Genomic DNA, 24,780 nt, shown 5'->3' on the forward strand with positions numbered 1-24,780 from the left:
TCTCCACGCTTTCAAGCCTGATATCAGTCTAAATACGGCAAGCCGTATTAGAACTGCAGACCGCCTTCACGCGCGGCATCGGCCAGCGCCTTGATACGGCCGTGGTAGCGGTAGCCCGAGCGGTCGAACGCGACCTTCTCGATGCCCGCGGCCTTGGCGCGCTCGGCGATCATCTTGCCGACCTTGACGGCGGCTTCGGCGTTCTTGCCGTTCTTCAGGCCTTCCTTGACGTCGGCCTGCACGGTCGAGGCCGAAGCCAGGACCTTGGAGCCGTCGGCGGTGAAGACCTGGGCGTACAGGTGCTGACCGGTGCGCAGCACGGTCAGACGGGCGACGCCGAGGTTGCGGATGTGCGACCGGGTCGACTTGGCGCGGCGCAGACGAGCGATGTTCTTGTTCATGTTCTGATCTCCGAAAGCTGAAGGCTTGGTGTCGTGGGAGCCGGTGCGGGACCGGCGCCCTACCCGTTAGGCCTTCTTGGCTTCCTTGCGGATGATGACTTCGCCGGCGTACTTCACACCCTTGCCCTTGTAGGGCTCCGGCGGACGGAAACCGCGGATCTTGGCGGCAACTTCACCGACGCGCTGCTTGTCCGCGCCCTGGACCAGGATTTCGGTCTGGGTGGGGGTGGCGATGGTGATGCCTTCGGGGGCCTTGAACAGGACCGGATGGGAGAAACCCAGGGCCAGGTTCAGGTCCGCGCCCTGCATCGAGGCGCGGTAACCGACGCCGACCAGCTCGAGCTTGCGCTCGAAGCCTTCGGACACGCCCTTCACCATGTTGGCGAGGATCGCGCGCAGGGTGCCGGTCAGCGGGATCAGCGCCGCGTCTTCGGTGGTGAACAGCGCTTCGCCGTTCTCGACCTTGAGGCTGATGGCGGCCGGCTTACCGATCGACAGGGTGCCCTTCGGGCCCTTGGCGGCGATCGAATCGGCCTGGATGTTGAGTTCGACGCCCTTCGGGAGAGCGATCGGCTTCTTGGCAACTCGGGACATGGTCGTTTACTCCCTTAAGCCACGAAGCACAGGACTTCACCGCCGACGCCCTGCTGGCGCGCCTGCGCATCGGTCATGATGCCCTTGGAGGTGGAGATGATCGCGATACCCAGGCCGCCGAGGACCTTCGGGATCGCGTCCTTGCCGCGGTACTGACGCAGGCCCGAGCGGGAGTAGCGCTGCAGGCGCTCGATCACCGGCTTGCCTTCGTAGTACTTCAGCGAAATTTCGAGTTCGGACTTGCCCGGACCGATTTCGGTCACGCGCGAATCCAGGATGTAACCCTCGTCCTTCAACACGGCGGCGATCGCCACCTTGATCTTGGAAGCGGGCATTTTCACCGTCTGCTTGCGCACAGCGGCCGCATTCTTGATGCGGACCAGCATGTCGGCGATGGGATCAGTCATGCTCATTGTGAGTCACCTATGAGTAGCACCGATATCCGCGGGATTGCGAATTTCAGTAGTAATTACAACGGGTTACTGCTTCTTCAATAACGCCGCCGCGGCCCGAGGGCCGCGGCGGTTGAACCGGGTAGCCGGCTATCGTACCAGAGATTTACCAGCTTGCCTTACGCAGGCCCGGCACATCGCCGCGCATGGTGGCTTCGCGCAGCTTGTTGCGGCCCAGGCCGAACTTGCTGTAGACGCCACGCGAACGACCGGTCAGGACGCAGCGGTTGCGCTGGCGGCTCGGCGAGGAGTCGCGCGGCAGCTTCTGCAGCTTGATGACCGCCTCGGCCTTCTCTTCGTACGACGAGTTGTCGCTGGAGATGATCTTCTTGAGCGCATCACGCTTGCCGGCGTACTTCTTCGCCAGCTTGGTCCGCTTGATGTCGCGGTTGATCATGGAAGTCTTAGCCATTGTTCAATCCTAGACTCAGTTACGGAACGGGAAGCGGAAGGCTTCGAGCAGGGCCTTGGCCTCGGCGTCGGTCTTCGCGGTCGTGGTGATCGCGATGTCCATGCCGCGCAGCGCGTCGACCTGGTCGAAATCGATTTCCGGGAAGATGATCTGTTCCTTGACGCCCATGTTGTAGTTGCCGCGGCCGTCGAACGAACGGCCGGAGACACCACGGAAGTCGCGCACGCGCGGCAACGAGATGTTTACCAGGCGGTCGAGGAACTCGTACATCTTGGCGCGGCGCAGGGTGACCTTGGCGCCGATCGGCCAGCCGTCGCGGATCTTGAACGAAGCCACCGACACGCGGGACTTGGTCACGATCGGCTTCTGGCCGGCGATCTTGGTCATGTCCGCAACGGCATTTTCCAGGATCTTCTTGTTGGTGGCCGCTTCGCCCACGCCCATGTTCAGGGTGATCTTGACGAGGCGCGGCACTTCCATCGGGTTCTTGTAGCCGAACTTCTCAGTCAGCACCGGAACCACTTCTTTCTTGTAGAACTCTTCCAGACGGGTGGTCATTTCAGCATTCCTCAGGCGTCAACCGCCTCACCACTGGAGCGGAACACACGCAGTTTGCGTCCATCCTCCAGTACCTTGAAACCGATGCGCTCGCCCTTGCCGGAGGCCGGGTTGAACAGCATGACGTTGGAAATGTGAATCGGCGCTTCGCGCTCGATCACGCCGCCCGGCTGGTTGGCCTGCGGATTCGGCTTGGTGTGGCGCTTGATGATGTTGATGTTCGACACGACGACCTTGTCGCCGAGCACGCGCACCACATCGCCCTTCTTGCCCTTGTCCTTGCCGGCAGTGACGATCACTTGATCGCCCTTCTTGATACGGTTCATGGTCTAGTTCCTCCGCTCAGAGCACTTCAGGCGCGAGCGAGACGATCTTCATGAACTTCTCCGAGCGAAGCTCGCGAGTCACGGGTCCGAAGATACGGGTGCCGATCGGCTCATGCTTGTTGTTGAGCAACACCGCGGCGTTGCCATCGAAGCGGATCAGCGAGCCGTCCGGACGGCGCACACCCTTGCGGGTGCGAACCACGACGGCGTCATAGACGTCGCCCTTCTTGACCTTGCCACGCGGGATCGCGTCTTTCACGGTGACCTTGATGATGTCGCCAATGTGCGCGTAACGGCGCTTGGAGCCGCCGAGCACCTTGATGCACATCACTTCCTTCGCACCGGAGTTGTCGGCCACGCCGAGGTAGCTTTGCATCTGGATCATGGTTCAGCCTCCTCTTAAATGGCCGCGCGGCTGACGATTTCAACCACGCTCCAGTTCTTGGTCTTGGACATCGGAGCAATTTCCTTCACCCGCACGATGTCGCCTTCTTTGCAGGCGTTGTCGGCGTCGTGGGCGTGGAGCTTGGTCGAGCGACGGATGTACTTGCCGTACAGCGCGTGCTTGACCTGGCGCTCGACGAGCACGGTGACGGTCTTGTCCATCTTGTTGCTGACGACCCGGCCTTCAACCGTGCGCAGCGCCTTGTCTGTATTGTTGTCGGTCATGGCGGGTCCTTACTTCTTCTCGCCCAGCAGCATGTTCACGCGAGCAATCTCGCGCTTCACACGGCGGGCTTCATGGGTCTTTGCGAGCTGCCCGGTGGCCTTCTGCATGCGCAGAGCGAAGCTCTCCTTGTGCAGGTCGACCAGGTGGGCCTTGAGCTCGTCCGCCGACTTCTGGCGCAGTTGCTTGAGTTCCATTAGCGCACCGTCCGGGTAACGAAAGTGGTGGTCACCGAGAGCTTGGCGGCGGCCAGGCGGAACGCTTCACGCGCCACGTCTTCGGCCACGCCTTCGATCTCGTAAATCATGCGACCGGGCTGGATCTGGGCGACCCAGTACTCGACGTTGCCCTTACCGGAGCCCATTCGGACTTCGATCGGCTTCTTGGTGATCGGCTTGTCCGGGAACACGCGGATCCACATCTTGCCGCCGCGCTTGACGTAGCGGCTGATCGAGCGGCGGGCCGCCTCGATCTGGCGCGCGGTCAGCTGACCGTGCGCGGTCGCCTTGAGGCCGTATTCGCCGAAGCTAACGGCATTGCCGCTCCAGCTCAGGCCATCATTGCGGCCCTTGTGCACCTTGCGGTACTTGGTTCGCTTGGGTTGCAACATGATGGATTACCTCTGTTCGCGGGCAGGACGGCCCGGGCGGTCGTTACGATCACCGCGATCGCCGCGGTCACCACGATCGCTGCGCGGCGAATCGTCCTGCTTCTCTTGGCCGACCTGGGAGAAATCGAAGATTTCGCCCTTGTAGACCCATACCTTGATGCCGATGATGCCGTACGTCGTCTTGGCTTCAGCGAAGCCGTAGTCGATGTCGGCGCGCAGCGTGTGCAGCGGCACGCGACCTTCGCGGTACCACTCAGAACGCGCGATTTCGGCGCCGTTGAGGCGGCCGGCGACGTTGACCTTGATGCCCAGGGCACCCAGGCGCATCGCGTTGCCGACCGCGCGCTTCATCGCGCGGCGGAACATGATGCGGCGCTCGAGCTGCTGCGCGATGGACTCGGCGACCAGCTGCGCGTCGAGTTCCGGCTTGCGGACCTCGGTCACGTTGATGTGCGCCGGAACGCCCATCAGGGTGCTGACTTCCTTACGCAGCTTCTCGATGTCCTCGCCGCGCTTGCCGATCACCACGCCCGGACGGGCGGTGTGGATCGTCACACGGGCGTTGTTCGCCGGACGTTCGATGAAGATCTTGGAAATACCCGCTTGAGCAAGCTTCTTGCGGAGCATCTCGCGGACCTTGAGGTCGGCGGCGAGGTACTCGGCATACTGCTTCTTGCCGGCAAACCACTTGGAATTCCAGTCCTTGGAGATACCAAGGCGGATTCCGGTCGGATGAACTTTATGACCCATTGTCTGACTCCGCCTTACTTGCCGGCGCCCACAACCACAGTGATGTGGCTGGTGCGCTTGAGGATGCGGGTGCCGCGGCCTTTCGCACGAGCCATAAAGCGCTTCAGTGCGGGACCCTCGTCCACCATGATGGTCGTGACCTTGAGCTCGTCGATGTCAGCGCCCTGGTTGTTCTCGGCGTTGGCGATGGCGGACTCCACGACCTTGCGGATCAGTGCAGCTGCCTTCTTGTCCGAGAACTTCAGCAGGTTGACGGCGCGCTCGGCCGACAGACCGCGCACTTGGTCGGCGACCAGGCGGGCCTTCTGCGGGGAGATGCGCGCGGTGCGCAGGATGGCTTTCGCTTCCATGGTCATCTCCTTACTTACCCGACTTCTTGTCGCCGCCGTGACCCTTGAACGTACGGGTCAGGGCGAATTCGCCAAGCTTGTGGCCAACCATGTTTTCGTTGACCAGCACCGGGATGTGGTTTTTGCCGTTGTGCACGGCGATGGTGAAGCCCACCATTTCCGGCAGCACCATCGAGCGGCGCGACCAGGTCTTGATCGGCTTCTTGTTGTTGCCCGCGGTCTCCACCTTCTTGATGAGATGGTGGTCGACGAACGGACCTTTTTTGAGAGAACGTGCCATGGCCGATTAACCCCTGCGATCGCGCACGATGAATTGCGTGGTGCGCTTGTTCTTGCGCGTCTTGTAACCCTTGGTCGGAACACCCCAGGGGGTGACCGGATGCGGGTTGCCCTGGCCAGCCTTCGCCTCACCACCACCGTGCGGGTGGTCGACGGGGTTCATGGCGGCGCCGCGGACGGTCGGCTTGATGCCGCGCCAACGCTTGGCGCCGGCCTTGCCGAGCTTCTCGAGGCTGTGCTCGTCGTTGCCGACTTCGCCGATGGTCGCGCAGCAGTCGACCGGCACCTTGCGCATTTCGCCGGAGCGAAGACGCAGCGTGGCGTAACCCTGTTCGCGAGCGACCAGCTGCACGCCAGCGCCAGCGGCGCGGGCCAGCTGAGCGCCTTTGCCCGGCTTCATCTCGATGCAATGCACCGTGGAGCCGACCGGGATGTTGCTCAGCGGCAGCGTGTTGCCGACGCGGATCGGGGCGTCACGGCCAGCGATCACCTGATCGCCGTCCTTCAGGCCCTTGGGGGCGATGATGTAACGACGCTCGCCATCGACGTAGCACAGCAGCGCGATGTGCGCGGTGCGGTTGGGATCGTATTCGATCCGCTCGACGCGGGCCGGAATGCCGACCTTGTCGCGCTTGAAGTCGATGATGCGGTAATGCTGCTTGTGGCCACCGCCGATGTGACGGGTGGTGATGCGGCCGTGGTGGTTACGACCGCCGCTCTTGCTCTGCTTTTCGACCAACGCCGCGTGCGGCGCGCCCTTGTGCAGGCCCGGGGTCACGACGCGAACCGCGTTGCGGCGGCCGGCGGACGTGGGCTTGAATGTCATCAATGCCATGGATCTTTCCTCAGGCCTTGGCCATCACGTCGATCGACTGGCCTTCGGCCAGCTTCACGTACGCCTTGCGCCAGTCGGCGCGGCGGCCCATGCGGAACTTGAAGGCCTTGTTCTTGCCCTTCACGTTGACCACATTGACTGCCTCGACCTTGACGTCGAACAGCTTTTCCACGGCGACCTTGATGTCGGCCTTGGTAGCGTCCGTCGCGACTTCGAAGACGTATTGGTTGGAGACTTCCTGCAGACGGGCGGTCTTTTCGGACACGCGCGGCGCGCGGATGATGCTGTAAAGCTTGGCGTCGTTCATGCCAGCCACTCCTCGATCTTCTTGACCGCATCGGCGGTGAACACGATCGAATCGGCGCCGACGAGGGCGACCGGATCGAGTCCCTGCACGTCGCGGACTTCCACGTAAGGCAGGTTGCGCGCCGAGAGGTACAGATTCTCGGAGGCTTCCTCGGTGACGAGCAGCGGACGACGGCCCATGTCGAGCGACTTCAGCATGGAGATCATGCCCGAGGTCTTCGGCGAGTCGATGTCGAGCTTTTCGACGACGGTGATGCGGCCCTGGCGGTTGAGTTCCGACAGGATCGACGCGATCGCCGCGCGGTACATCTTGCGGTTCACCTTCTGGGCGAAGCTGCGCGGCTTGGCCGCGAAGGTCACGCCGCCGCCGACGAAGATCGGAGCCGTCAGCGCGCCATGACGCGCGCCGCCGCCCTTCTGCTTCTTCGACTTCTTGGTGGTGCCGTTCACTTCCGAACGCGTCTTCTGCGCCTTGGTGCCGGCGCGGCCCGCGTTGCGGTAGGCCACGACCACCTGGTGAATCAGGTCTTCGCTGAATTCGCGATCGAAGATGGCGTCGGAAACCGACAGCTTCTTGTCGCTACCGTTGATGGCAAGTTCCATCGTTATGCTCCCTTGCTCGACGGGCGGACGATCACATCACCGCCCGGAGCGCCCGGCACGGCGCCCTTGATCGCGATCAGGCCGCGCTCGGCGTCGACCTTCACCACTTCCAGGCCCTGCGTGCTCTGCTGAACGAAACCCATGTGACCGGACATCTTCTTACCCGGAAACACGCGGCCCGGCGTCTGGCGCTGGCCGATAGAACCCGGCGAACGGTGCGACAGCGAGTTACCGTGCGTCGCGTCGCCCATCTTGAAGTTCCAGCGCTTGATCGTGCCCTGGAAGCCCTTGCCCTTGGTGATGCCCTGGACGTCGACGATCTGGCCCACTTCGAAGATGTCGGCCTTGATCTCGCCGCCGACTTCGAACGCGCCGATCTTGTCGTCTTCCACGCGCAGTTCCCACAAGCCGCGACCGGCTTCGACCTTCGCCTTGGCGAGGTGTCCGGCTTCGGGCTTGTTGACGAGCGCCGCGCGGCGCACGCCGACGGTCACCTGCACGGCGCTGTAGCCGTCGGTATCCGTGGTCTTGATCTGGGTAATGCGGTTCGGGGTCGCCTCGATCAGGGTCACCGGAACCGATTTGCCGTCTTCAGTGAAGAAGCGGCTCATGCCGGCCTTGCGACCGACGATGCCCAACGAATATTTCTTCGCGGTCATAGTGGTGGCCTCAGGTCAGCTTGATCTGCACGTCGACGCCAGCCGCGAGTTCGAGCTTCATCAGCGCGTCCACGGTCTTGTCGTTCGGGTCGACGATATCGAGCACACGCTTGTGCGTGCGGGTTTCGTACTGGTCACGCGCGTCTTTGTCGACGTGCGGGGACACCAGGATGGTGTAACGCTCGATCTTGGTCGGCAGCGGGATCGGGCCGCGCACTTGCGCGCCGGTCCGCTTAGCCGTCTCGACGATCTCGCTGGCCGAACGGTCGATCAAACGATGATCGTACGCCTTCAGCCGAATCCGGATCTTTTGGTCCGCCATGACGGAATTCCTTGGTTGAAAGAGCGACGGGACGGCTTCTGGGTGCGCCGACCCCACGAAATGCAAACACTCCAGGACAACACCCTCGCCCCGGAGCTTCCCTGCCTGGAAAAGCTAAGGCGGCCCGGTCACCCGGTCCGCCCAGACGGAATAGAACGCAGGAAGGGCCCCATCAGCGTTCTTTGGATGCCCTTGCGGGCCCAGAACGTATGGAGCGCTGCCGTGCGACATGTCCCTGTCTGGCGAATACGAGGGGCGTCCTGCTCCTCATTTCGCTGGTTGCGCCGCCCCGGCGTGAACAGGGGTGGCACGGTGGTCGCGCATTCTACATGCACCTTGGAGAAGAGTGCAAGCACTCGGCTCCTGGGTCGCGGAAACGCCCCTGCCCTGTCCAGCCGAGCGGGGTTTGACTACCGGTTTTCCCAACTGTGGCCGCGGGGCCGCGGTTGGGAAAACCGGCGACGGCTGGGCCGTCGCGGGTTTCTTTGTTGCTGGCGGGAATCCCGAGGGATTCTTGCCTTTAGACATCATGCCTTCGACGAGGGGTAGGACCGGACTTCGGGACTAATCCTCGTCTCTGGATCCCCGCCTTCGCGGGGATGACGAATCGGCAAAGCCGTGCGCGCTTACGCGCGCACGGGCCGATTCGTCACTTGATGATCTTCGCCACCACGCCGGCGCCGACGGTGCGGCCACCTTCGCGGATCGCGAAGCGCAGGCCTTCGTCCATCGCCACCGGGTTGATCAGCGTGACCACCATCTTCACGTTGTCGCCCGGCATCACCATCTCGACGCCCTCCGGCAGCTCGCAAGCGCCGGTGATGTCGGTGGTGCGGAAGTAGAACTGCGGACGGTAGCCCTTGAAGAACGGGGTGTGACGGCCGCCTTCGTCCTTCGACAGCACATACACTTCGGCTTCGAAGTCGGTGTGCGGCCTGATCGAGCCCGGCTTGCACAGCACCTGGCCGCGCTCCACGTCGTCACGCTTGGTGCCGCGCAGCAGCAGACCGGCGTTGTCGCCCGCCTGACCCTGGTCCAGCAGCTTGCGGAACATTTCCACGCCGGTCACGGTCGTCTTCTGGGTCGCGCGGATACCGACGATTTCGATTTCGTCGCCGACCTTGATGATGCCGCGCTCGATACGGCCGGTCACCACGGTGCCGCGGCCCGAGATCGAGAACACGTCTTCCACCGGCATCAGGAACGGCTTGTCGACGTCACGTTCCGGCTGCGGGATGAAGGTGTCCAGCGCCTCGACCAGACGCAGGATCGACGGCACGCCGATTTCGCTCTGGTCGCCTTCCAGCGCAAGACGCGCCGAACCGTGGATGATCGGGGTGTCGTCGCCCGGGAAGTCGTACTTGGTCAGCAGCTCGCGCACTTCCATCTCGACCAGCTCGAGCAGCTCGGCGTCGTCCACCATGTCGGCCTTGTTCAGGAACACGACGATGTACGGCACGCCGACCTGACGCGACAGCAGGATGTGTTCGCGGGTCTGCGGCATCGGGCCGTCAGCGGCCGAGCACACCAGGATCGCGCCGTCCATCTGCGCCGCGCCGGTGATCATGTTCTTCACGTAGTCGGCGTGGCCCGGGCAATCGACGTGCGCGTAGTGACGCGAAGCCGATTCGTATTCCACGTGCGCCGTCGAGATCGTGATGCCGCGCGCCTTCTCTTCCGGCGCCGCGTCGATCGCGTCGTACGCCTTGAACTCGCCACCAAAACGCTCGGCGCCCACCTTGGTCAGCGCGGCGGTCAGCGTGGTCTTGCCATGGTCGACGTGACCGATGGTGCCGACGTTGACGTGCGGCTTGGTGCGCTCGAATTTACCCTTAGCCATGATATGTCTCTCTTAAGTTCTGTGATTCGTGATTCGGGATTTGGGATTGGCGATCAAAGGCCGCCCTGTCCCTGCATCTATTTGTGACCGGACTTCGATGAGAGATCGGGAGCAGGTGAAATCCGCTGTTGCGAATCTCGAATCCCTACTCCCGAATCCCGTCTATCAGCCGCCCTTCTTGATCACGGTCTCGGCGATGTTGTTCGGCGCCTCGGCGTAGTGATCGAATTCCATCGTGAAGGTGGCGCGGCCCTGGGTCAGCGAACGAATGGTCGTCGCGTAACCGAACATCTCGCCCAGCGGCACCATCGCGTTGATGGTCTTGCCCGACGGCGTGTCGTCCTGGCCCTGCAGCAGGCCGCGACGACGGCTCAAGTCGCCCATCACGTCGCCGACGTAATCTTCCGGCGTCACGACCTCGACCTTCATCATCGGCTCGAGCAGGACCGGATCGGCCTTGCGGAAACCTTCCTTGAACGCCATCGACGCGGCGAGCTTGAACGCCATTTCCGAGGAGTCGACGTCGTGGTACGAGCCGAACACCAGCTTGACCTTGACGCCCACGACCGGGAAGCCGGCCAGCGGACCGCTGGTGATGGTTTCGCGCAGACCCTTCTCGATCGCCGGGATGAATTCCTTCGGAATCACGCCGCCGGTGATGTCGTTGACGAACAGGAAATCGTTCTCGACGTCCTCGTTCGCGCGGTCCTTCTCGTTCATCGGCGACAGCTCGATCACGACGTGACCGTACTGACCCTTACCGCCGGACTGCTTGGCGTGCTTGTAATCCGACTTGACGTCCGACTTGCGGATGGTCTCGCGGTACGCCACCTGCGGCTTGCCGACGTTGGCTTCGACGTTGAACTCGCGCTTCATGCGGTCCACGAGGATGTCCAGGTGCAGCTCGCCCATGCCGGCGATGATGGTCTGGCCCGATTCTTCGTCGGTGCGCACGCGGAACGAAGGATCTTCCTGCGCCAGGCGGCCCAGGGCGATACCCATCTTTTCCTGGTCCGACTTGGTCTTGGGCTCGACCGCCATCGAGATGACGGGCTCCGGGAAGATCATGCGTTCCAGGGTGATGATGTGATCCTGCGCGCACAGCGTGTCGCCGGTGGTCACGTCCTTCAGGCCGACCGCCGCGGCGATGTCGCCGGCGCGGACTTCCTTGATTTCGTCGCGCTGGTTGGCGTGCATCTGCAGGATGCGGCCGACGCGTTCCTTCTTCGACTTGACCGGGTTGTACACCTGGTCGCCCGAATTGAGCACGCCCGAGTAGACGCGGAAGAAGGTCAGCGAACCCACGAACGGGTCGGTCATGATCTTGAACGCCAGCGCCGAGAACGGCTCGGTGTCGGACGCCTTGCGGCTGTCTTCCTTGTCGTCCTCGTCGATGCCGGGAACCGGCGGACGATCGGACGGCGACGGCAGCAGGTTGATCACGCCGTCGAGCATGGCCTGCACGCCCTTGTTCTTGAACGCCGAGCCGCAGAACACCGGGACGATCTCGACGCGCAGGGTGCGCGCGCGCAGACCGGCGACGATTTCTTCTTCGGTCAGCTCGCCCTCGTTGAGGTACTTGTCCATGAGCTCTTCCGTGGCTTCCGCCGCGGCTTCGACCATGAACGCGCGCGCGGTCTCGGCCTGCGACTGCAGGTCGGCCGGAATGTCGCGGTACTCGAACTTGGTGCCCTGCGATGCGACGTCCCAATGGATCGCCTTCATCTTGAGCAGGTCGACCACGCCCTCGAAGCCTTCTTCGGCGCCGATCGGCACCTGCATCGGCACCGCGTAGGCGCCCAGACGGGCCTTGAGCTGCTCAACGACCTTGTCGAAGTTGGCGCCGGTGCGGTCCATCTTGTTGACGAAGGCCATGCGCGGCACGGAGTACTTGTTGGCCTGACGCCACACGGTCTCCGACTGCGGCTGCACGCCACCGACGGCGCACAGCACGAACACCGCGCCGTCGAGGACGCGCAGCGAGCGCTCCACTTCGATGGTGAAGTCGACGTGTCCGGGGGTGTCGATGATGTTGAAGCGGTGTTCGGGCAGCGACTTGTCCATGCCCTTCCAGAACGCGGTGGTCGCGGCGGAAGTGATGGTGATGCCGCGTTCCTGTTCCTGCTCCATCCAGTCCATCGTCGCGGCACCTTCGTGCACTTCGCCGATCTTGTGGCTGACGCCGGTGTAGAACAGGATGCGCTCGGACGTGGTGGTCTTGCCGGCATCGATGTGGGCCATGATGCCGAAGTTGCGGTAACGCTCGATGGGAGTGGTGCGAGCCACGGGACCCTCTCGTAATAAGTTTTCGAATTCCAGATGGCCGGACGCCGCCTCGTGGGCGGCCTCCGGTTCGCTAGGCGGCCATTTCGCCGCCGCGGCAACATCTCATGCGGATGTTGCGAAGACCCTGTCGCCAGGGTCTGCGATCACCAGCGGTAGTGAGCGAACGCGCGGTTCGCTTCCGCCATGCGGTGGGTTTCTTCGCGCTTCTTGATCGCCGCGCCGCGGTTTTCCGAGGCATCGAGCAGTTCGGCGGCCAGCTTGCGCGGCATCGAGCTCTCGCCACGCTTGCGCGCGGATTCGATCAACCAGCGCATCGCCAGGGCCATGCGGCGCGAGGTGCGCACTTCGACCGGCACCTGGTAGGTGGCGCCGCCGACGCGACGCGACTTCACTTCGACCGACGGCGACACATTGGTCAGCGCCTTCTCGACCAGCTCCAGAGCGTTGGGGCTCTTTTCGCCGATGACGTCCATTGCGCCGTACACGATCTTCTCGGCGACGGACTTCTTGCCGCTCTGCATGACCATATTGATGAAGCGCGCGATCGTCTCGCTGCCGTGCTTGGGATCGGGCAGGACCGAACGCTGAGGGGTGGAGCCTTTACGCGACATGGTGCGTACCTATATTCGTGATTCTTGACAGTCGTGCTGGCGTGTGGCGGCGCCGGACGGCGCGCGCCGGGCAAGCGACGCGCTTAGGACTTCGGACGCTTGGCGCCGTACTTGGAACGGCTCTGGCGACGCTTGGCGACACCGGCGGCATCGAGCGAGCCGCGCACGGTGTGGTAGCGCACGCCCGGCAGGTCCTTGACGCGACCGCCGCGGATCAGCACGACCGAGTGCTCCTGCAGGTTGTGGCCTTCGCCGCCGATGTACGAAATGACTTCGTAACCGTTGGTCAGGCGCACCTTGGCGACCTTGCGCAGAGCCGAGTTCGGCTTCTTCGGGGTCGTGGTGTACACACGGGTGCAAACGCCGCGACGCTGCGGGCAGTTCGCGAGCGCCGGCGAGGCGCTCTTGTAGGTGGTCGCCTGCCGCGGCTTGCGGACGAGCTGATTGATGGTTGCCATCTAGAACTCTTGTATTGAGGGGCCGGGCGGCCGCTTCGTGAGAAACAAACGGCACGCCGAATATTTCCGACCTGCCGAGACGAAAAAGTATAGCCCGCGCTGAACGTTTCCGTCAACGCAGGCGACACGAACAAGCAGAATCAGCGCTTTGCGGCGCCGACTTCGATACCCATTCGATTGATCCCGCCCTGCCCTGGGCCGAACACTAGGCACTCCATGTGCCTAATTTCGTGATCTGGGATTCGACCCATACGGGCCCATCCGACTGGCGACAATAGCATATTTTTCGGGATTTGCCAGCCCTTTCGGCCCCCCCCCCCCAGGACCGCGTCAATGCCGGGATCCCGGACAAAAACAAGGCGGGCATCGCTGCCCGCCTTGTCTTCGTATCGCTTCTTACCGCGCAGGCTTAGGCGTTGTCGTCGCCGGCAACCGTCTCGACCGCGGCCGCAGCCGGGGCTTCGACCGGGGCGGCCGTGACCGGACCCGACAGCGCTTCCATTTCCTGATCGGTCAGACCCGAGGCGTTCTTGCGACGCTGGGTGTGATACGCCAGACCGGTACCGGCCGGGATCAGGCGACCGACGATCACGTTCTCCTTCAGGCCGCGCAGGCCATCGCGAGTACCGCGCACGGCGGCCTCGGTCAGCACGCGGGTGGTTTCCTGGAAGGAAGCCGCCGAGATGAAGGATTCCGTCGCCAGCGAGGCCTTGGTGATGCCCAGCAGGACCGGATCGTACTTGGCCGGGATCTCGTTACGGGCCAGCAGACGCGCGTTCTCCTCGACGAAGCGCTGACGCTCGATCTGCTCGCCGTGCAGGAACTTGCTGTCGCCGTGGTCGGTGATTTCGACCTTGCGCAGCATCTGACGGACGATCACTTCGATGTGCTTGTCGTTGATCTTCACGCCCTGCAGGCGGTAGACGTCCTGGATTTCCTTGGTCAGGTACACGGCCAGGGGCTCCACGCCGAGCAGGCGCAGGATGTCCTGCGGGCTCGGCTCGCCGTCCACCACGGTCTCGCCCTTCTCCACGTGCTCGCCTTCGAACACGATGATCTGGCGGTACTTCGGGATCAGCTCTTCGTGCTCGTCACCGTCGGCCTGCTTGATGATCAGGCGCTGCTTGCCCTTGGTGTCCTTGCCGAAGCTGACGATGCCGGAGACCTCGGCGAGGATGGCCGGGTCCTTGGGCTTGCGCGCTTCGAACAAGTCGGCCACGCGCGGCAGACCACCGGTGATGTCGCGGGTCTTCGACGCTTCCTGCGGGATCTTGGCGACCACGTCGCCCACGCCGACCGCGGCGCCGTCCTGCAGGTTGACGATCGAGCGCGGCGGCAGCAGGTACTGCGCCGGCAGATCGGTGTTGGGGATCGTCAGATCCTTGCCGTTCTTGTCGACGATGCGCACGATCGGACGCAGATCCTTGCCCTGCGAACCGCGACGCTTCGGGTCGGTGATTTCGCGCGACGCCAGGCCGGTCAGTTCGTCGGTCTTCTCGATCACGGTCACGCCATCGACGAAGTCGATGAAGCGAATGAAACCGGCGACTTCCGAAACGATCGGGTGGTTATGCGGATCCCAGTTGGCGACGGTCTGGCCGGCCTTGATCTCGGCGCCGTCCTTGACCGCGACGGTCGCGCCGTACGGCAGCTTGTAGCGCTCGCGCTCGCGGCCGTGCGGGTCGAGCACCGACAGTTCGCCCGAACGCGACACCGCGACCAGATGGCCGTTGGCGTGCGCGACGTGCTTGAGGTTGTTGAACTTGATCGAACCGGTGGTCTTGACCGTGACGTTGTCGATCGCAGCCGCTCGCGATGCCGCGCCACCGATGTGGAAGGTACGCATGGTCAGCTGGGTGCCGGGTTCGCCGATCGACTGCGCGGCGACGACGCCGACCGCTTCGCCGTGGTTGACCAGGTGACCGCGGCCGAGGTCGCGACCGTAGCAGTTGGCGCACACGCCGAAGCTGCTGGTGCAGGTGATCGTGGAGCGAACCTTGATCGACTGCACGCTGGCTTCTTCGAGCTTGGCGACCCAGGCTTCGTCGAGCAGGGTGTTGCGGGTGACGATCGGATCTTCGTCGTTGCCCGGCAGGAACACGTCCTCGGCCACGACACGACCCAGCACGCGATCGCGCAACGGTTCGACCACGTCGCCGCCTTCGACGATCGGGGTCATCATCAGACCTTCGAGCGTGCCGCAATCGTCTTCGGTGATCACCACGTCCTGGGCCACGTCGACGAGTCGACGGGTCAGGTAACCGGAGTTGGCGGTCTTCAGCGCGGTATCGGCCAGGCCCTTACGAGCGCCGTGGGTCGAGATGAAGTACTGAAGAACGTTCAGGCCTTCGCGGAAGTTCGCGGTGATCGGCGTTTCGATGATCGAGCCGTCGGGACGCGCCATCAGGCCGCGCATACCGGCCAGCTGACGGATCTGCGCCTGCGAACCACGCGCGCCGGAGTCGGCCATGATGTAAATCGAGTTCATGGACTTCTGCGGAACGCGCTTGCCCTCGGCATTCTCGACGGTGTCGGTGCCGATCGCGTCCATCATCGCCTTGGCCACGCGCTCGTTCGTGCGCGACCAGATGTCGACGACCTTGTTGTAGCGCTCGCCGGCGGTGACCAGACCGGACTGGTACTGCTGCTGGATTTCCAGCACTTCGGTCTCGGCTTCGGCCAGGATGCCCTTCTTCTCGCCCGGGATGATCATGTCGTCGATGCCGATGGAAACGCCGGCGCGGGTCGCGTAAGCGAAGCCGGTGTACATCAGGCGGTCGGCGAACACGACCGTGTCCTTCAGGCCGAGCATGCGGTAGCACGAGTTGATCAAGCGGCTGATGTTCTTCTTGGTCAGCTCGGTGTTGGCCAGCGCGTACGGCAGGCCGTCGGGCAGGATCTCGCGCAGCAGCGCGCGGCCGACGGTGGTGTCGACGATCGAGGTCTTGGGCTCGCGGGTGCCGTCCTCGTTGATCACGATCTCGCTGATGCGGACCTTGACCTTGGCGTGGATCTGCACGACGCGGTTGTCGTAAGCGCGCTTCACTTCGGCGACGTTGGCGAACACCATGCCCTCGCCCGCCTTGTTCTCCAGGGCGCGGGTCATGTAGTACAGACCCAGCACGACGTCCTGCGACGGCACGATGATCGGCTCGCCGTTGGCCGGCGACAGGATGTTGTTGGACGCCATCATCAGCGCGCGCGCTTCCAGCTGGGCTTCCAGCGAGAGCGGCACGTGGACGGCCATCTGGTCACCGTCGAAGTCGGCGTTGAACGCGGTGCAGACCAGCGGGTGCAGCTGGATGGCCTTGCCTTCGATCAACACCGGCTCGAACGCCTGGATGCCCAGACGGTGCAGGGTCGGCGCGCGGTTGAGCAGCACCGGATGCTCGCGGATCACCTCTTCGAGGATGTCCCACACTTCCGCTTCTTCACGCTCGACCAGCTTCTTGGCGGCCTTGATCGTGGTGGCGAGACCGCGACGCTGCAGCTTGGCGAAGATGAAGGGCTTGAACAGCTCCAGCGCCATCTTCTTCGGCAGGCCGCACTCGTGCAGACGCAGGGTCGGGCCGACCACGATGACCGAACGGCCCGAGTAGTCCACGCGCTTGCCGAGCAGGTTCTGACGGAACCGGCCCTGCTTGCCCTTGATCATGTCGGCCAGCGACTTGAGCGGGCGCTTGTTGGTGCCGGTGATGGCGCGGCCGCGACGGCCGTTGTCCATCAGGGCGTCGACCGATTCCTGCAGCATGCGCTTTTCGTTGCGCACGATGATGTCGGGCGCATTGAGCTCGAGCAGACGACGCAGACGGTTGTTGCGGTTGATGACGCGGCGGTACAGGTCGTTCAAGTCGGAGGTCGCGAAGCGGCCGCCGTCCAGCGGCACCAGCGGACGCAGGTCCGGCGGCAGCACCGGCAGCACGGTCATGACCATCCACTCGGGACGGTTGCCCGACTCGAGGAAGGCTTCGACCAGCTTGATGCGCTTGGTGAGGCGCTTGAGCTTGGTCTCCGAACCGGTCGAGGCGATGTCTTCCTTCAACTGCAGCATTTCGGCCTGCAGGTCGATGGTGCGCAGCAGGTCGTAGACCGCCTCGGCGCCCATCGCGGCTTCGAAGTCGTCGCCGTGTTCCTGGCGCGCGGTCAGGTACTGCTCTTCGGTCAGCAGGTTGCCGCGTTCCATCGGGGTCAGACCCGGCTCGGTCACGACGTAGGCTTCGAAGTACAGGATCCGCTCGATGTCGCGCAGGGTCATGTCCAGCATCAGGCCGATGCGCGAGGGCAGCGACTTGAGGAACCAGATGTGCGCGACCGGCGAGGCCAGGTCGATGTGACCCATGCGCTCACGGCGCACCTTGGCCAGGGTGACCTCGGTGCCGCACTTCTCGCAGACCACGCCACGGTGCTTCATGCGCTTGTACTTGCCGCACAGGCACTCGTAGTCCTTGATCGGTCCGAAGATCGCGGCGCAGAACAGGCCGTCGCGTTCGGGCTTGAAGGTACGGTAGTTGATGGTTTCGGGCTTCTTCACTTCGCCGAACGACCACGAACGGATCAGGTCCGGCGAGGCCAGCGCGATCTTGATCGCGTCGAAGTCCAGCGCGGGACGCTGCTGGTTGAAGAGATTGAGCAAGTCTTTCATTTTTGACTCCGGGATTCGGGATGAGAGATTTGAGATTCGTTAAAGCGGGGATCCGGAGGATCGGGATGGTCGGCGTTCGCCTTTACCAATCCCGAATCCCGAATCCCCAATCACTACTTCTCAGTTCTCTTCCAGCTCCATGTTGATCGCCAGCGAGCGGATTTCCTTGACCAGCACGTTGAACGACTCCGGCATGCCGGCGACCATCTCGTACTCGCCGTCGACGATGTTCTTGTACATCTGGTTGCGGCCCTGCACGTCGTCGGACTTCACCGTCAGCATTTCCTGCAGGGTGTAGGCCGCGCCGTAGGCTTCCAGCGCCCAGACTTCCATTTCGCCGAAACGCTGACCGCCGAACTGCGCCTTGCCGCCCAGCGGCTGCTGGGTGACGAGCGAGTACGGACCGGTCGAACGCGCGTGCATCTTGTCGTCGACCAGGTGGTTCAGCTTGAGCATGTGCATGTAGCCGATCGTGACCGGACGCTCGAACGCTTCGCCGGTACGGCCGTCGTGCAGGATCGTCTGGCCGCTCAGCGGCAGGTCCGCCAGCTCGAGCATGCGCTTGATCTCGACTTCGGCCGCGCCGTCGAACACCGGCGTCGCCATCGGCACGCCGTCGGTCAGGTTGTGCGCGAGCGTCAGCAGCTCCTCATCGGAGAACTGCTTCAGGTCGACGCGCTGACCGTGCGCCTTCTGGTCGTGGTTGTAGATGTCGTCGAGGAACTTGCGCAGGTCGGCGATCTTCTGCTGCGCCTCCAGCATGCGCTGGATCTTCTGGCCCAGACCCTTGGCGGCCCAGCCCAGATGCACTTCGAGGATCTGGCCGATGTTCATGCGCGAAGGCACGCCCAGCGGGTTCAGCACGATGTCGACGGTCTGACCGTCGGCCGCGTACGGCATGTCCTCGACCGGCACGATGGTCGACACGACACCCTTGTTGCCGTGACGGCCGGCCATCTTGTCGCCCGGCTGGATGCGGCGCTTAACGGCGAGGAACACCTTGACCATCTTCAGCACGCCCGGCGCGAGGTCGTCGCCCTGGGTGATCTTGCCGCGCTTGTCGGCGAAGCGGCGATCGAATTCCTTCTGATGGACGTCGATCTGCTTCTGCGCGCGCTCGATCGCTTCGATCGCTTCCTCGTCCTTCATGCGCAGGGTGAACCAATCGGTGCGCTTGAGGCCGTCGAGCACCAGGCTGGTGACCGTGTCGCCCTTCTTCAGGCCAGCGCCGCCGTTGGCGACCTTGCCGATCAGCTGCGAACGCAGACGATCGTAGATGGCCGCTTCGAGGATGCGGAACTGATCGTCGAAGTCCTTCTTGACCCGGCGGATTTCCGACTCTTCGATCTGACGGGCGCGCTTGTCCTTCTCGATGCCGTCGCGGGTGAAGACCTGCACGTCGATGACGGTGCCGTCCATGCCCGGGGGCACGCGCAGCGAGCTGTCCTTAACGTCGGACGCCTTCTCGCCGAAGATCGCGCGCAGCAGCTTCTCTTCCGGAGTCAGCTGCGACTCGCCCTTCGGCGTGACCTTGCCGACCAGGATGTCGCCGGCGCGCACTTCCGCGCCGATGTACACCACGCCCGACTCGTCGAGGCGGTTCAAGGCCTGCTCGGAGACGTTCGGGATGTCGGCGGAGATTTCCTCCGGCCCCAGCTTGGTGTCGCGCGCGACGCAGGTCAGCTCTTCGATGTGGATCGTGGTGTAGCGATCCTCTTCGACCACGCGCTCGGAGAGCAGGATCGAGTCTTCGAAGTTGTAGCCGTTCCACGGCATGAACGCGACCAGCATATTCTGGCCGAGCGCGAGCTCGCCGATGTCGGTCGACGGACCGTCGGCCAGCACGTCGCCGCGGGCGATGACGTCGCCGACCTTGACCAGCGGGCTCTGGTTGATACAGGTGTTCTGGTTCGAACGCGTGTACTTGATCAGGTTGTAGATGTCGACGCCGGCATCGGTGACGCCGGAGATCTCGCTCTCGTTGACCTTGACCACGATGCGGGCCGCGTCGATCTGTTCGATCGTGCCGCCGCGCAGCGCATTCACTGTCACGCCCGAGTCGCGCGCCACGGCGCGCTCGATGCCGGTACCGACCAGCGGCTTCTGCGCCTTGAGGGTCGGAACGGCCTGACGCTGCATGTTCGCGCCCATCAGCGCGCGGTTCGCGTCATCGTGCTCCAGGAACGGAACCAGCGCGGCCGCGACCGACACGGTCTGCATCGGCGAGACGTCCATGAAGTGGATCTCGGACGGCGGCTTGAGCAGGGTTTCGCCCTGGAAGCGGCAGGCGACGAACTGCGAGCTGATCATGCCCTTGTCGTCCTGCGGCGCGTTGGCCTGGGCGATGACGTACTCGTTCTCTTCGATCGCCGACAGGAACTCGACGTCGTCGGTGACCTTGCCGTCCACGACCTTGCGGTACGGCGTCTCGAGGAAGCCGTACTTGTTGGTGCGCGCGAACACGGCGAGCGAGTTGATCAGGCCGATGTTCGGGCCTTCAGGCGTTTCGATGGTGCACACGCGGCCGTAATGGGTCGGGTGAACGTCGCGCACTTCGAAGCCGGCGCGCTCGCGGGTCAGACCGCCCGGGCCGAGGGCCGACACGCGACGCTTGTGCGTGACTTCCGACAGCGGGTTGTTCTGATCCATGAACTGCGACAGCTGCGAGGAGCCGAAGAACTCCTTGATCGCGGCGGCCACGGGCTTGGCGTTGATGAGTTCCTGCGGCGTGAGGCCTTCGGACTCGGCCATCGACAGGCGTTCCTTCACCGCGCGCTCGACGCGGACCAGGCCGACGCGGAAGGTGTTCTCGGCCATTTCGCCGACCGAACGCACGCGACGGTTGCCCAGGTGATCGATATCGTCGACCACGCCGCGGCCGTTGCGAATCTCGGTCAGCACGCGGATGACGTCGAGGATGTCCGAGGTCTGGCCGAGTTCGTTGCGCAGGCGCACCGACTCCTCGTCCTTGCGCTCGGAGAAGTACTTCGCGTCGTACAGCACCGAGGCGCCGGTGGTTTCCTTGCGGCCGATGCGGCGGTTGAACTTCATCCGGCCGACGCCCGACAAGTCGTAGCGCTCGAAGGTGAAGAACAGGTTGTGGAACAGGTTCTGCGCGGCGTCCTTGGTCGGCGGCTCGCCGGGACGCATCATGCGGTAGATCTCGACCAGCGCTTCGAGCTGCGTCTTGGACGGATCGATGCGCAGGGTGTTGGAGATGTACGGACCGCGATCGAGGTCGTTGACCCAGATCGTGCCGACCTGCTCGATACCGGCCTTGCGGAACGCGGCCAGCTGCTCTTCGCTGATCTCGTCGTTGGCCGAAGCCAGCAGCTCGCCCGACTTGGTGTCGACCACGTCGTGCGACAGGATGCGGCCGACCAGATACGCGTCGGGCACGGCCAGCGCGGCGATGCCGGACTGTTCCATCTGCTTCACATGGCGCGCGGTGATGCGCTTGCCGGCTTCGACGATGACCTTGTCGCCGTCGGCCAGATCGAAGTCCAGGGTCTCGCCACGCAGGCGCTCGGAGACCAGCTCCCACTGCACGCCCTCGGACATGATGTGGAAGGTGTTGATCTCGAAGAACTCCGAGAGCATCTCGGTGTTGTTGTAGCCCAGCGCGCGCAGCAGCACGGTGACCGGCAGCTTGCGGCGGCGGTCGATACGGGTGAACAGGGCGTCCTTCGGGTCGTACTCGAAGTCCAGCCACGAGCCGCGATACGGAATGATGCGGGCGCTGTACAGCAGCTTGCCCGAGCTGTGGGTCTTGCCGCGGTCGTGATCGAAGAACACGCCCGGCGAGCGGTGCAGCTGCGAGACGATGACGCGCTCGGTGCCGTTGACGATGAAGGTGCCGTTGCCGGTCATGAGCGGAATCTCGCCCATGTAGACCTCTTGCTCCTTCACGTACTTGATGGCCTTGGTCGACGACTCGCGGTCGTAGATCACCAGGCGCACGGTCACGCGCAGCGGGGCGCCGTAGGACAGGCCGCGGTTGCGGCACTCGCGCTCATCGAATACCGGATCGCCGAGCTTGTAGCCGACGTATTCGAGAGCGGCGTTGCCGCTGTAGCTGGAGATCGGGAACACCGACTTGAGCGCGGCATGCAGGCCGCGATCGGCGCGCTTGGCCGGATCGGTGTGTTCTTGCAGGAATTCGCGATAGGAATCGACCTGGATCGCGAGCAGGAACGGCACTTCGAGGATCGACTTGCGCTTGCCGAAGTCCTTGCGGATGCGCTTCTTTTCGGTGAACGAATACTGTTGCGTCGTGGAAGCTGTGGTCATGGTGAGCTACCGCCTCGATTTAGCTAATGGGCCGGGAAAGTCGCCTGACAGCGAGTCTTTCCGGGCGAACCGCGCGTCCGCGGTTCAGGGGACTAATGCGAAAACAAAATTGCCAGTGGGAAGTCGCTGGTATTGCCGGCACCAGCACGCCTTCTCCCGCTACTTCCGACTGCCAACTCGTTTGGAGCCGGGAATCGAGAATGGGGAATCGAGAATCGGTAAAAGCGATCAACCCGCTCTTACGATTCCCGATTCACCATTCCCGATTCCCGTGGAACGGCCAAAGGCCGGGGACTTTCGTCCCCAGCCTTCAGTGGTCGCCAAGGAAAAACGGCGACGCAAGTACTGCTTACTTGACTTCGACAGTCGCACCAGCGGCTTCGAGATCCTTCTTGAACTTCTCGGAGTCGGCCTTGTTGACCGCTTCCTTGACCGTCTGCGGAGCGCCTTCGACCAGGTCCTTGGCTTCCTTCAGACCCAGGCCGGTGATGGCGCGGACGGCCTTAATCACTTCGACCTTCTTGTCGCCAGCGGCCTTCAGGATGACGTTGAACTCGGTCTGCTCTTCTTTCTCTTCGGTCGGGCCAGCCGGGCCAGCCTGGACAACCGGAGCAGCGGCGGTGACGCCGAACTTCTCTTCGATCGCGCGGACGAGCTCCATGACTTCCATCAGGGTCTTTTCGGCGATGGCGTCGACGATTTGTTCGTTGGAAAGGGACATTTGAATAACCTCAGGAAATATTGATCTTACGAATCGGATTCAGTGAAGCGGTCGCGTCAGCGGGGCGGCGATTACGCCGGTTCCGCTTCGGCCGGCGCTTCGACAGCGACTTCGCCGCCGCCCTGCTTGTCGGCCACGGCCTTGACGGCGCGGGCGAACATGCTGGCGGGTTCGGACAGGACGCGGGCCAGCATGGCCAGGGCCTGGTCGAGGGTCGGCAGCGAGGCGAGGACGTCGACGTGGCTGGCCGGATACACCTGGCCACCCATCGCGACAACCTTGGCCTGCAACTTGTCGTTGCCCTTGGCGAATTCCTTGATCAGACGCCCGGCGGCGCCGGGTTCTTCGGTCGAGAACGCATACAGCAGCGGACCGACGAGCTTGTCCTGGACGCACTCGTATTCGGTACCGGCCACGGCACGGGAAGCCAGGGTGTTCTTGACAACGCGCAAGTACACACCGGTTTCACGAGCCTTCTTGCGCATCGCGGTCAGTTGAGCAACCGTGAGGCCAGCGTACTCGGCCGCAATCAAGGAGTGAGCCTTCGAAGCGACTTCTGCCAGTTCGGCGACTACTTCTTGCTTCTGAGACAGATTAAGAGCCATTGCACTCCTCCAATAAGCCGGGAGTCGAGAATCGAGAGTCGAGAATCGGTAGAAGCAGGAGCTGCTTTTACGATTCCCTATTCCCTATTCCCCATTCCCAGCCCAATTAACTCCGCTTACGGCTCCTGCCGCTTGCGGTCCTGGGCGGCGACCGTCCTTGGCGCCGGGGACGCCGAAGGCGTCCCGGGTGGTGGCCTTTCCTGAAGATTCATTACTGAATTCAGTCGGGGCGGCACCATCTGCGCGGGCCCGGCTCCGAAGAGTCCGAATTAAGCGATCTCGCTTGCACCGACGGCGACTCCTTGCCGTATCGAGCTTCCCTGCCCGTCGTCGGTACGCGCTGACCGCGCCTGCGGTCTTTGACGGCTATCGGTCGGGAGCGAACTCCCTCGCGATGCCCTCAAAATGCTGGGAACGAGTTGAGAGAAGCGAGAAACGAGTCAGAGCGACTAGGCTTTCCGCTCTGACTCCTCACTCCTGTTCACTCACTCCTGCTTGTTCGATTACTTCAGCGACAGCGAAGCCTGATCGACGATCACGCCCGGACCCATGGTCGAGCTGATCGAGATCTTCTGCAGGTACTGACCCTTGGCGGTCGCCGGCTTGGCCTTGATCAGGTCCAGCAGCAGCGCCTGCAGGTTGTCCTTCAGCGAGCCGTCTTCGAACGAGGCCTTGCCGATGGTGCAGTGGATGATGCCGGCCTTGTCGGTGCGGTAACGCACCTGGCCGCCCTTGGCGTTCTTGACCGCTTCGGCCGGATTGGCCGAGACGGTGCCGACCTTCGGGTTCGGCATCAGGCCGCGCGGGCCGAGCACCTGGCCCAGCTTACCGACGACGCGCATGGCGTCCGGGGTGGCGATGACGACGTCGTAGTTCAGATCGCCGGCCTGCATCTTCTCGGCCAGGTCGTCCATGCCGACGGCTTCCGCGCCAGCGGCGAGGGCTTCGTCGGCCTTGGCGCCGGCCGGGGCGAACACCGCCACGCGCACCGACTTGCCGGTACCGGCCGGCAGCACGGTCGAACCGCGTACCTGCTGGTCGGACTTCTTCGCGTCCACGCCCAGACGGACGGCAACGTCGACGGACTCGACGAACTTGGCCTTGGTGGCGGTCTTGACGATCTTGACGGCTTCGTCGAAGGAGTACGCCTTGCCCGGAACGACGGCGGCCTTGATTGCTTTTTCGCGCTTAGTGATCGCCATG

The 24,780-nt window shown here is 63.5% G+C and carries 27 protein-coding genes; all 27 read right to left on the minus strand.

The features are described from left to right. Positions 1-47: 47 nt before the first annotated feature. The 27 genes from rplR to rplA all read right to left on the minus strand — a co-directional run bounded on the left by rplR (position 48) and on the right by rplA (position 24,779). Positions 48-401 (minus strand): 50S ribosomal protein L18, encoded by a 354-nt coding sequence (gene rplR / locus IEQ11_RS18090; protein ID WP_036111769.1) that lies wholly within the window; start codon positions 399-401, stop codon positions 48-50. Positions 402-467: 66 nt separating this feature from the next. Continuing rightward, a complete protein-coding gene (rplF, locus tag IEQ11_RS18095; RefSeq protein WP_036111772.1) occupies positions 468-995 on the minus strand; it encodes a 50S ribosomal protein L6 in 528 nt (175 codons plus the stop codon). A gap of 14 nt (positions 996-1,009) precedes the next feature. Beyond that, positions 1,010-1,408, minus strand: a complete 399-nt coding sequence (gene rpsH, locus IEQ11_RS18100) for a 30S ribosomal protein S8 (RefSeq protein ID WP_036111776.1) — start codon at positions 1,406-1,408, stop codon at positions 1,010-1,012. A gap of 145 nt (positions 1,409-1,553) precedes the next feature. Next, positions 1,554-1,859 carry a 30S ribosomal protein S14 gene (rpsN, locus tag IEQ11_RS18105; protein WP_036111781.1) on the minus strand — a complete coding sequence of 102 codons (306 nt, stop codon included), beginning with the start codon at positions 1,857-1,859 and terminating at the stop codon, positions 1,554-1,556. Between the two features lie 15 nt (positions 1,860-1,874). Next, on the minus strand, positions 1,875-2,417 hold the full coding sequence (gene rplE / locus IEQ11_RS18110; protein WP_036111783.1) for a 50S ribosomal protein L5: 543 nt from the start codon (positions 2,415-2,417) through the stop codon (positions 1,875-1,877). 11 nt (positions 2,418-2,428) lie between these two features. Then, positions 2,429-2,743: a 50S ribosomal protein L24 gene (gene rplX, locus IEQ11_RS18115; protein ID WP_036111786.1), complete on the minus strand. Its 315-nt coding sequence runs from the start codon at positions 2,741-2,743 to the stop codon at positions 2,429-2,431. Between the two features lie 16 nt (positions 2,744-2,759). After that, entirely contained in the window at positions 2,760-3,128 is a 369-nt protein-coding gene (gene rplN, locus IEQ11_RS18120) for a 50S ribosomal protein L14 (protein WP_031373826.1), read from the minus strand. 14 nt (positions 3,129-3,142) lie between these two features. After that, a complete protein-coding gene (rpsQ, locus tag IEQ11_RS18125) occupies positions 3,143-3,412 on the minus strand; it encodes a 30S ribosomal protein S17 (protein ID WP_036111791.1) in 270 nt (89 codons plus the stop codon). A 9-nt stretch (positions 3,413-3,421) separates the two neighbouring features. Continuing rightward, positions 3,422-3,607 carry a 50S ribosomal protein L29 gene (rpmC, locus tag IEQ11_RS18130; RefSeq protein WP_036111794.1) on the minus strand — a complete coding sequence of 62 codons (186 nt, stop codon included), beginning with the start codon at positions 3,605-3,607 and terminating at the stop codon, positions 3,422-3,424. Then, positions 3,607-4,020, minus strand: a complete 414-nt coding sequence (gene rplP / locus IEQ11_RS18135) for a 50S ribosomal protein L16 (protein WP_036111797.1) — start codon at positions 4,018-4,020, stop codon at positions 3,607-3,609. Before rplP ends, rpmC begins: the two co-directional genes overlap by 1 nt. Before the next feature lie 6 nt (positions 4,021-4,026). Beyond that, positions 4,027-4,770, minus strand: coding sequence for a 30S ribosomal protein S3 (gene rpsC, locus IEQ11_RS18140; protein ID WP_036111800.1), 744 nt, complete (start codon positions 4,768-4,770; stop codon positions 4,027-4,029). Between the two features lie 14 nt (positions 4,771-4,784). Continuing rightward, positions 4,785-5,120, minus strand: a complete 336-nt coding sequence (rplV, locus tag IEQ11_RS18145) for a 50S ribosomal protein L22 (RefSeq protein ID WP_036111801.1) — start codon at positions 5,118-5,120, stop codon at positions 4,785-4,787. A 10-nt stretch (positions 5,121-5,130) separates the two neighbouring features. Further along, positions 5,131-5,400: a 30S ribosomal protein S19 gene (gene rpsS / locus IEQ11_RS18150; protein WP_031373832.1), complete on the minus strand. Its 270-nt coding sequence runs from the start codon at positions 5,398-5,400 to the stop codon at positions 5,131-5,133. Between the two features lie 6 nt (positions 5,401-5,406). Then, positions 5,407-6,234: a 50S ribosomal protein L2 gene (gene rplB, locus IEQ11_RS18155; RefSeq protein WP_036111804.1), complete on the minus strand. Its 828-nt coding sequence runs from the start codon at positions 6,232-6,234 to the stop codon at positions 5,407-5,409. A gap of 10 nt (positions 6,235-6,244) precedes the next feature. Then, positions 6,245-6,541 (minus strand): 50S ribosomal protein L23, encoded by a 297-nt coding sequence (gene rplW, locus IEQ11_RS18160; RefSeq protein WP_036111808.1) that lies wholly within the window; start codon positions 6,539-6,541, stop codon positions 6,245-6,247. Then, positions 6,538-7,143, minus strand: coding sequence for a 50S ribosomal protein L4 (rplD, locus tag IEQ11_RS18165; RefSeq protein WP_036111811.1), 606 nt, complete (start codon positions 7,141-7,143; stop codon positions 6,538-6,540). The genes rplW and rplD overlap by 4 nt, the downstream gene beginning before the upstream one ends. A gap of 2 nt (positions 7,144-7,145) precedes the next feature. Next, positions 7,146-7,802 carry a 50S ribosomal protein L3 gene (gene rplC / locus IEQ11_RS18170; protein ID WP_036111814.1) on the minus strand — a complete coding sequence of 219 codons (657 nt, stop codon included), beginning with the start codon at positions 7,800-7,802 and terminating at the stop codon, positions 7,146-7,148. A gap of 10 nt (positions 7,803-7,812) precedes the next feature. After that, on the minus strand, positions 7,813-8,124 hold the full coding sequence (rpsJ, locus tag IEQ11_RS18175) for a 30S ribosomal protein S10 (RefSeq protein WP_027070119.1): 312 nt from the start codon (positions 8,122-8,124) through the stop codon (positions 7,813-7,815). Positions 8,125-8,773: 649 nt separating this feature from the next. After that, on the minus strand, positions 8,774-9,964 hold the full coding sequence (gene tuf, locus IEQ11_RS18180) for an elongation factor Tu (RefSeq protein ID WP_247024592.1): 1,191 nt from the start codon (positions 9,962-9,964) through the stop codon (positions 8,774-8,776). 165 nt (positions 9,965-10,129) lie between these two features. Beyond that, positions 10,130-12,250 carry an elongation factor G gene (gene fusA, locus IEQ11_RS18185; protein ID WP_036115441.1) on the minus strand — a complete coding sequence of 707 codons (2,121 nt, stop codon included), beginning with the start codon at positions 12,248-12,250 and terminating at the stop codon, positions 10,130-10,132. A gap of 143 nt (positions 12,251-12,393) precedes the next feature. Further along, complete coding sequence (rpsG, locus tag IEQ11_RS18190) at positions 12,394-12,861, minus strand: 30S ribosomal protein S7 (RefSeq protein ID WP_036115439.1); 468 nt, start codon at positions 12,859-12,861, stop codon at positions 12,394-12,396. 83 nt (positions 12,862-12,944) lie between these two features. Continuing rightward, the gene (gene rpsL, locus IEQ11_RS18195) at positions 12,945-13,319 is read right to left on the minus strand and encodes a 30S ribosomal protein S12 (protein ID WP_036115437.1); all 375 of its coding nucleotides are present in this window, start codon (positions 13,317-13,319) and stop codon (positions 12,945-12,947) included. Between the two features lie 409 nt (positions 13,320-13,728). Continuing rightward, complete coding sequence (rpoC, locus tag IEQ11_RS18200) at positions 13,729-17,961, minus strand: DNA-directed RNA polymerase subunit beta' (protein ID WP_057922311.1); 4,233 nt, start codon at positions 17,959-17,961, stop codon at positions 13,729-13,731. Between the two features lie 120 nt (positions 17,962-18,081). Continuing rightward, entirely contained in the window at positions 18,082-22,251 is a 4,170-nt protein-coding gene (gene rpoB, locus IEQ11_RS18205) for a DNA-directed RNA polymerase subunit beta (protein ID WP_036115430.1), read from the minus strand. 349 nt (positions 22,252-22,600) lie between these two features. Continuing rightward, complete coding sequence (rplL, locus tag IEQ11_RS18210; protein WP_191823770.1) at positions 22,601-22,972, minus strand: 50S ribosomal protein L7/L12; 372 nt, start codon at positions 22,970-22,972, stop codon at positions 22,601-22,603. A gap of 71 nt (positions 22,973-23,043) precedes the next feature. Further along, a complete protein-coding gene (gene rplJ, locus IEQ11_RS18215) occupies positions 23,044-23,577 on the minus strand; it encodes a 50S ribosomal protein L10 (protein ID WP_036115423.1) in 534 nt (177 codons plus the stop codon). Between the two features lie 503 nt (positions 23,578-24,080). Next, on the minus strand, positions 24,081-24,779 hold the full coding sequence (gene rplA / locus IEQ11_RS18220) for a 50S ribosomal protein L1 (RefSeq protein ID WP_036115420.1): 699 nt from the start codon (positions 24,777-24,779) through the stop codon (positions 24,081-24,083). Position 24,780 lies beyond the last annotated feature (1 nt).

It is taken from the genome of Lysobacter capsici, from assembly GCF_014779555.2.
In the GTDB taxonomy this organism is placed as follows: domain Bacteria; phylum Pseudomonadota; class Gammaproteobacteria; order Xanthomonadales; family Xanthomonadaceae; genus Lysobacter; species Lysobacter capsici.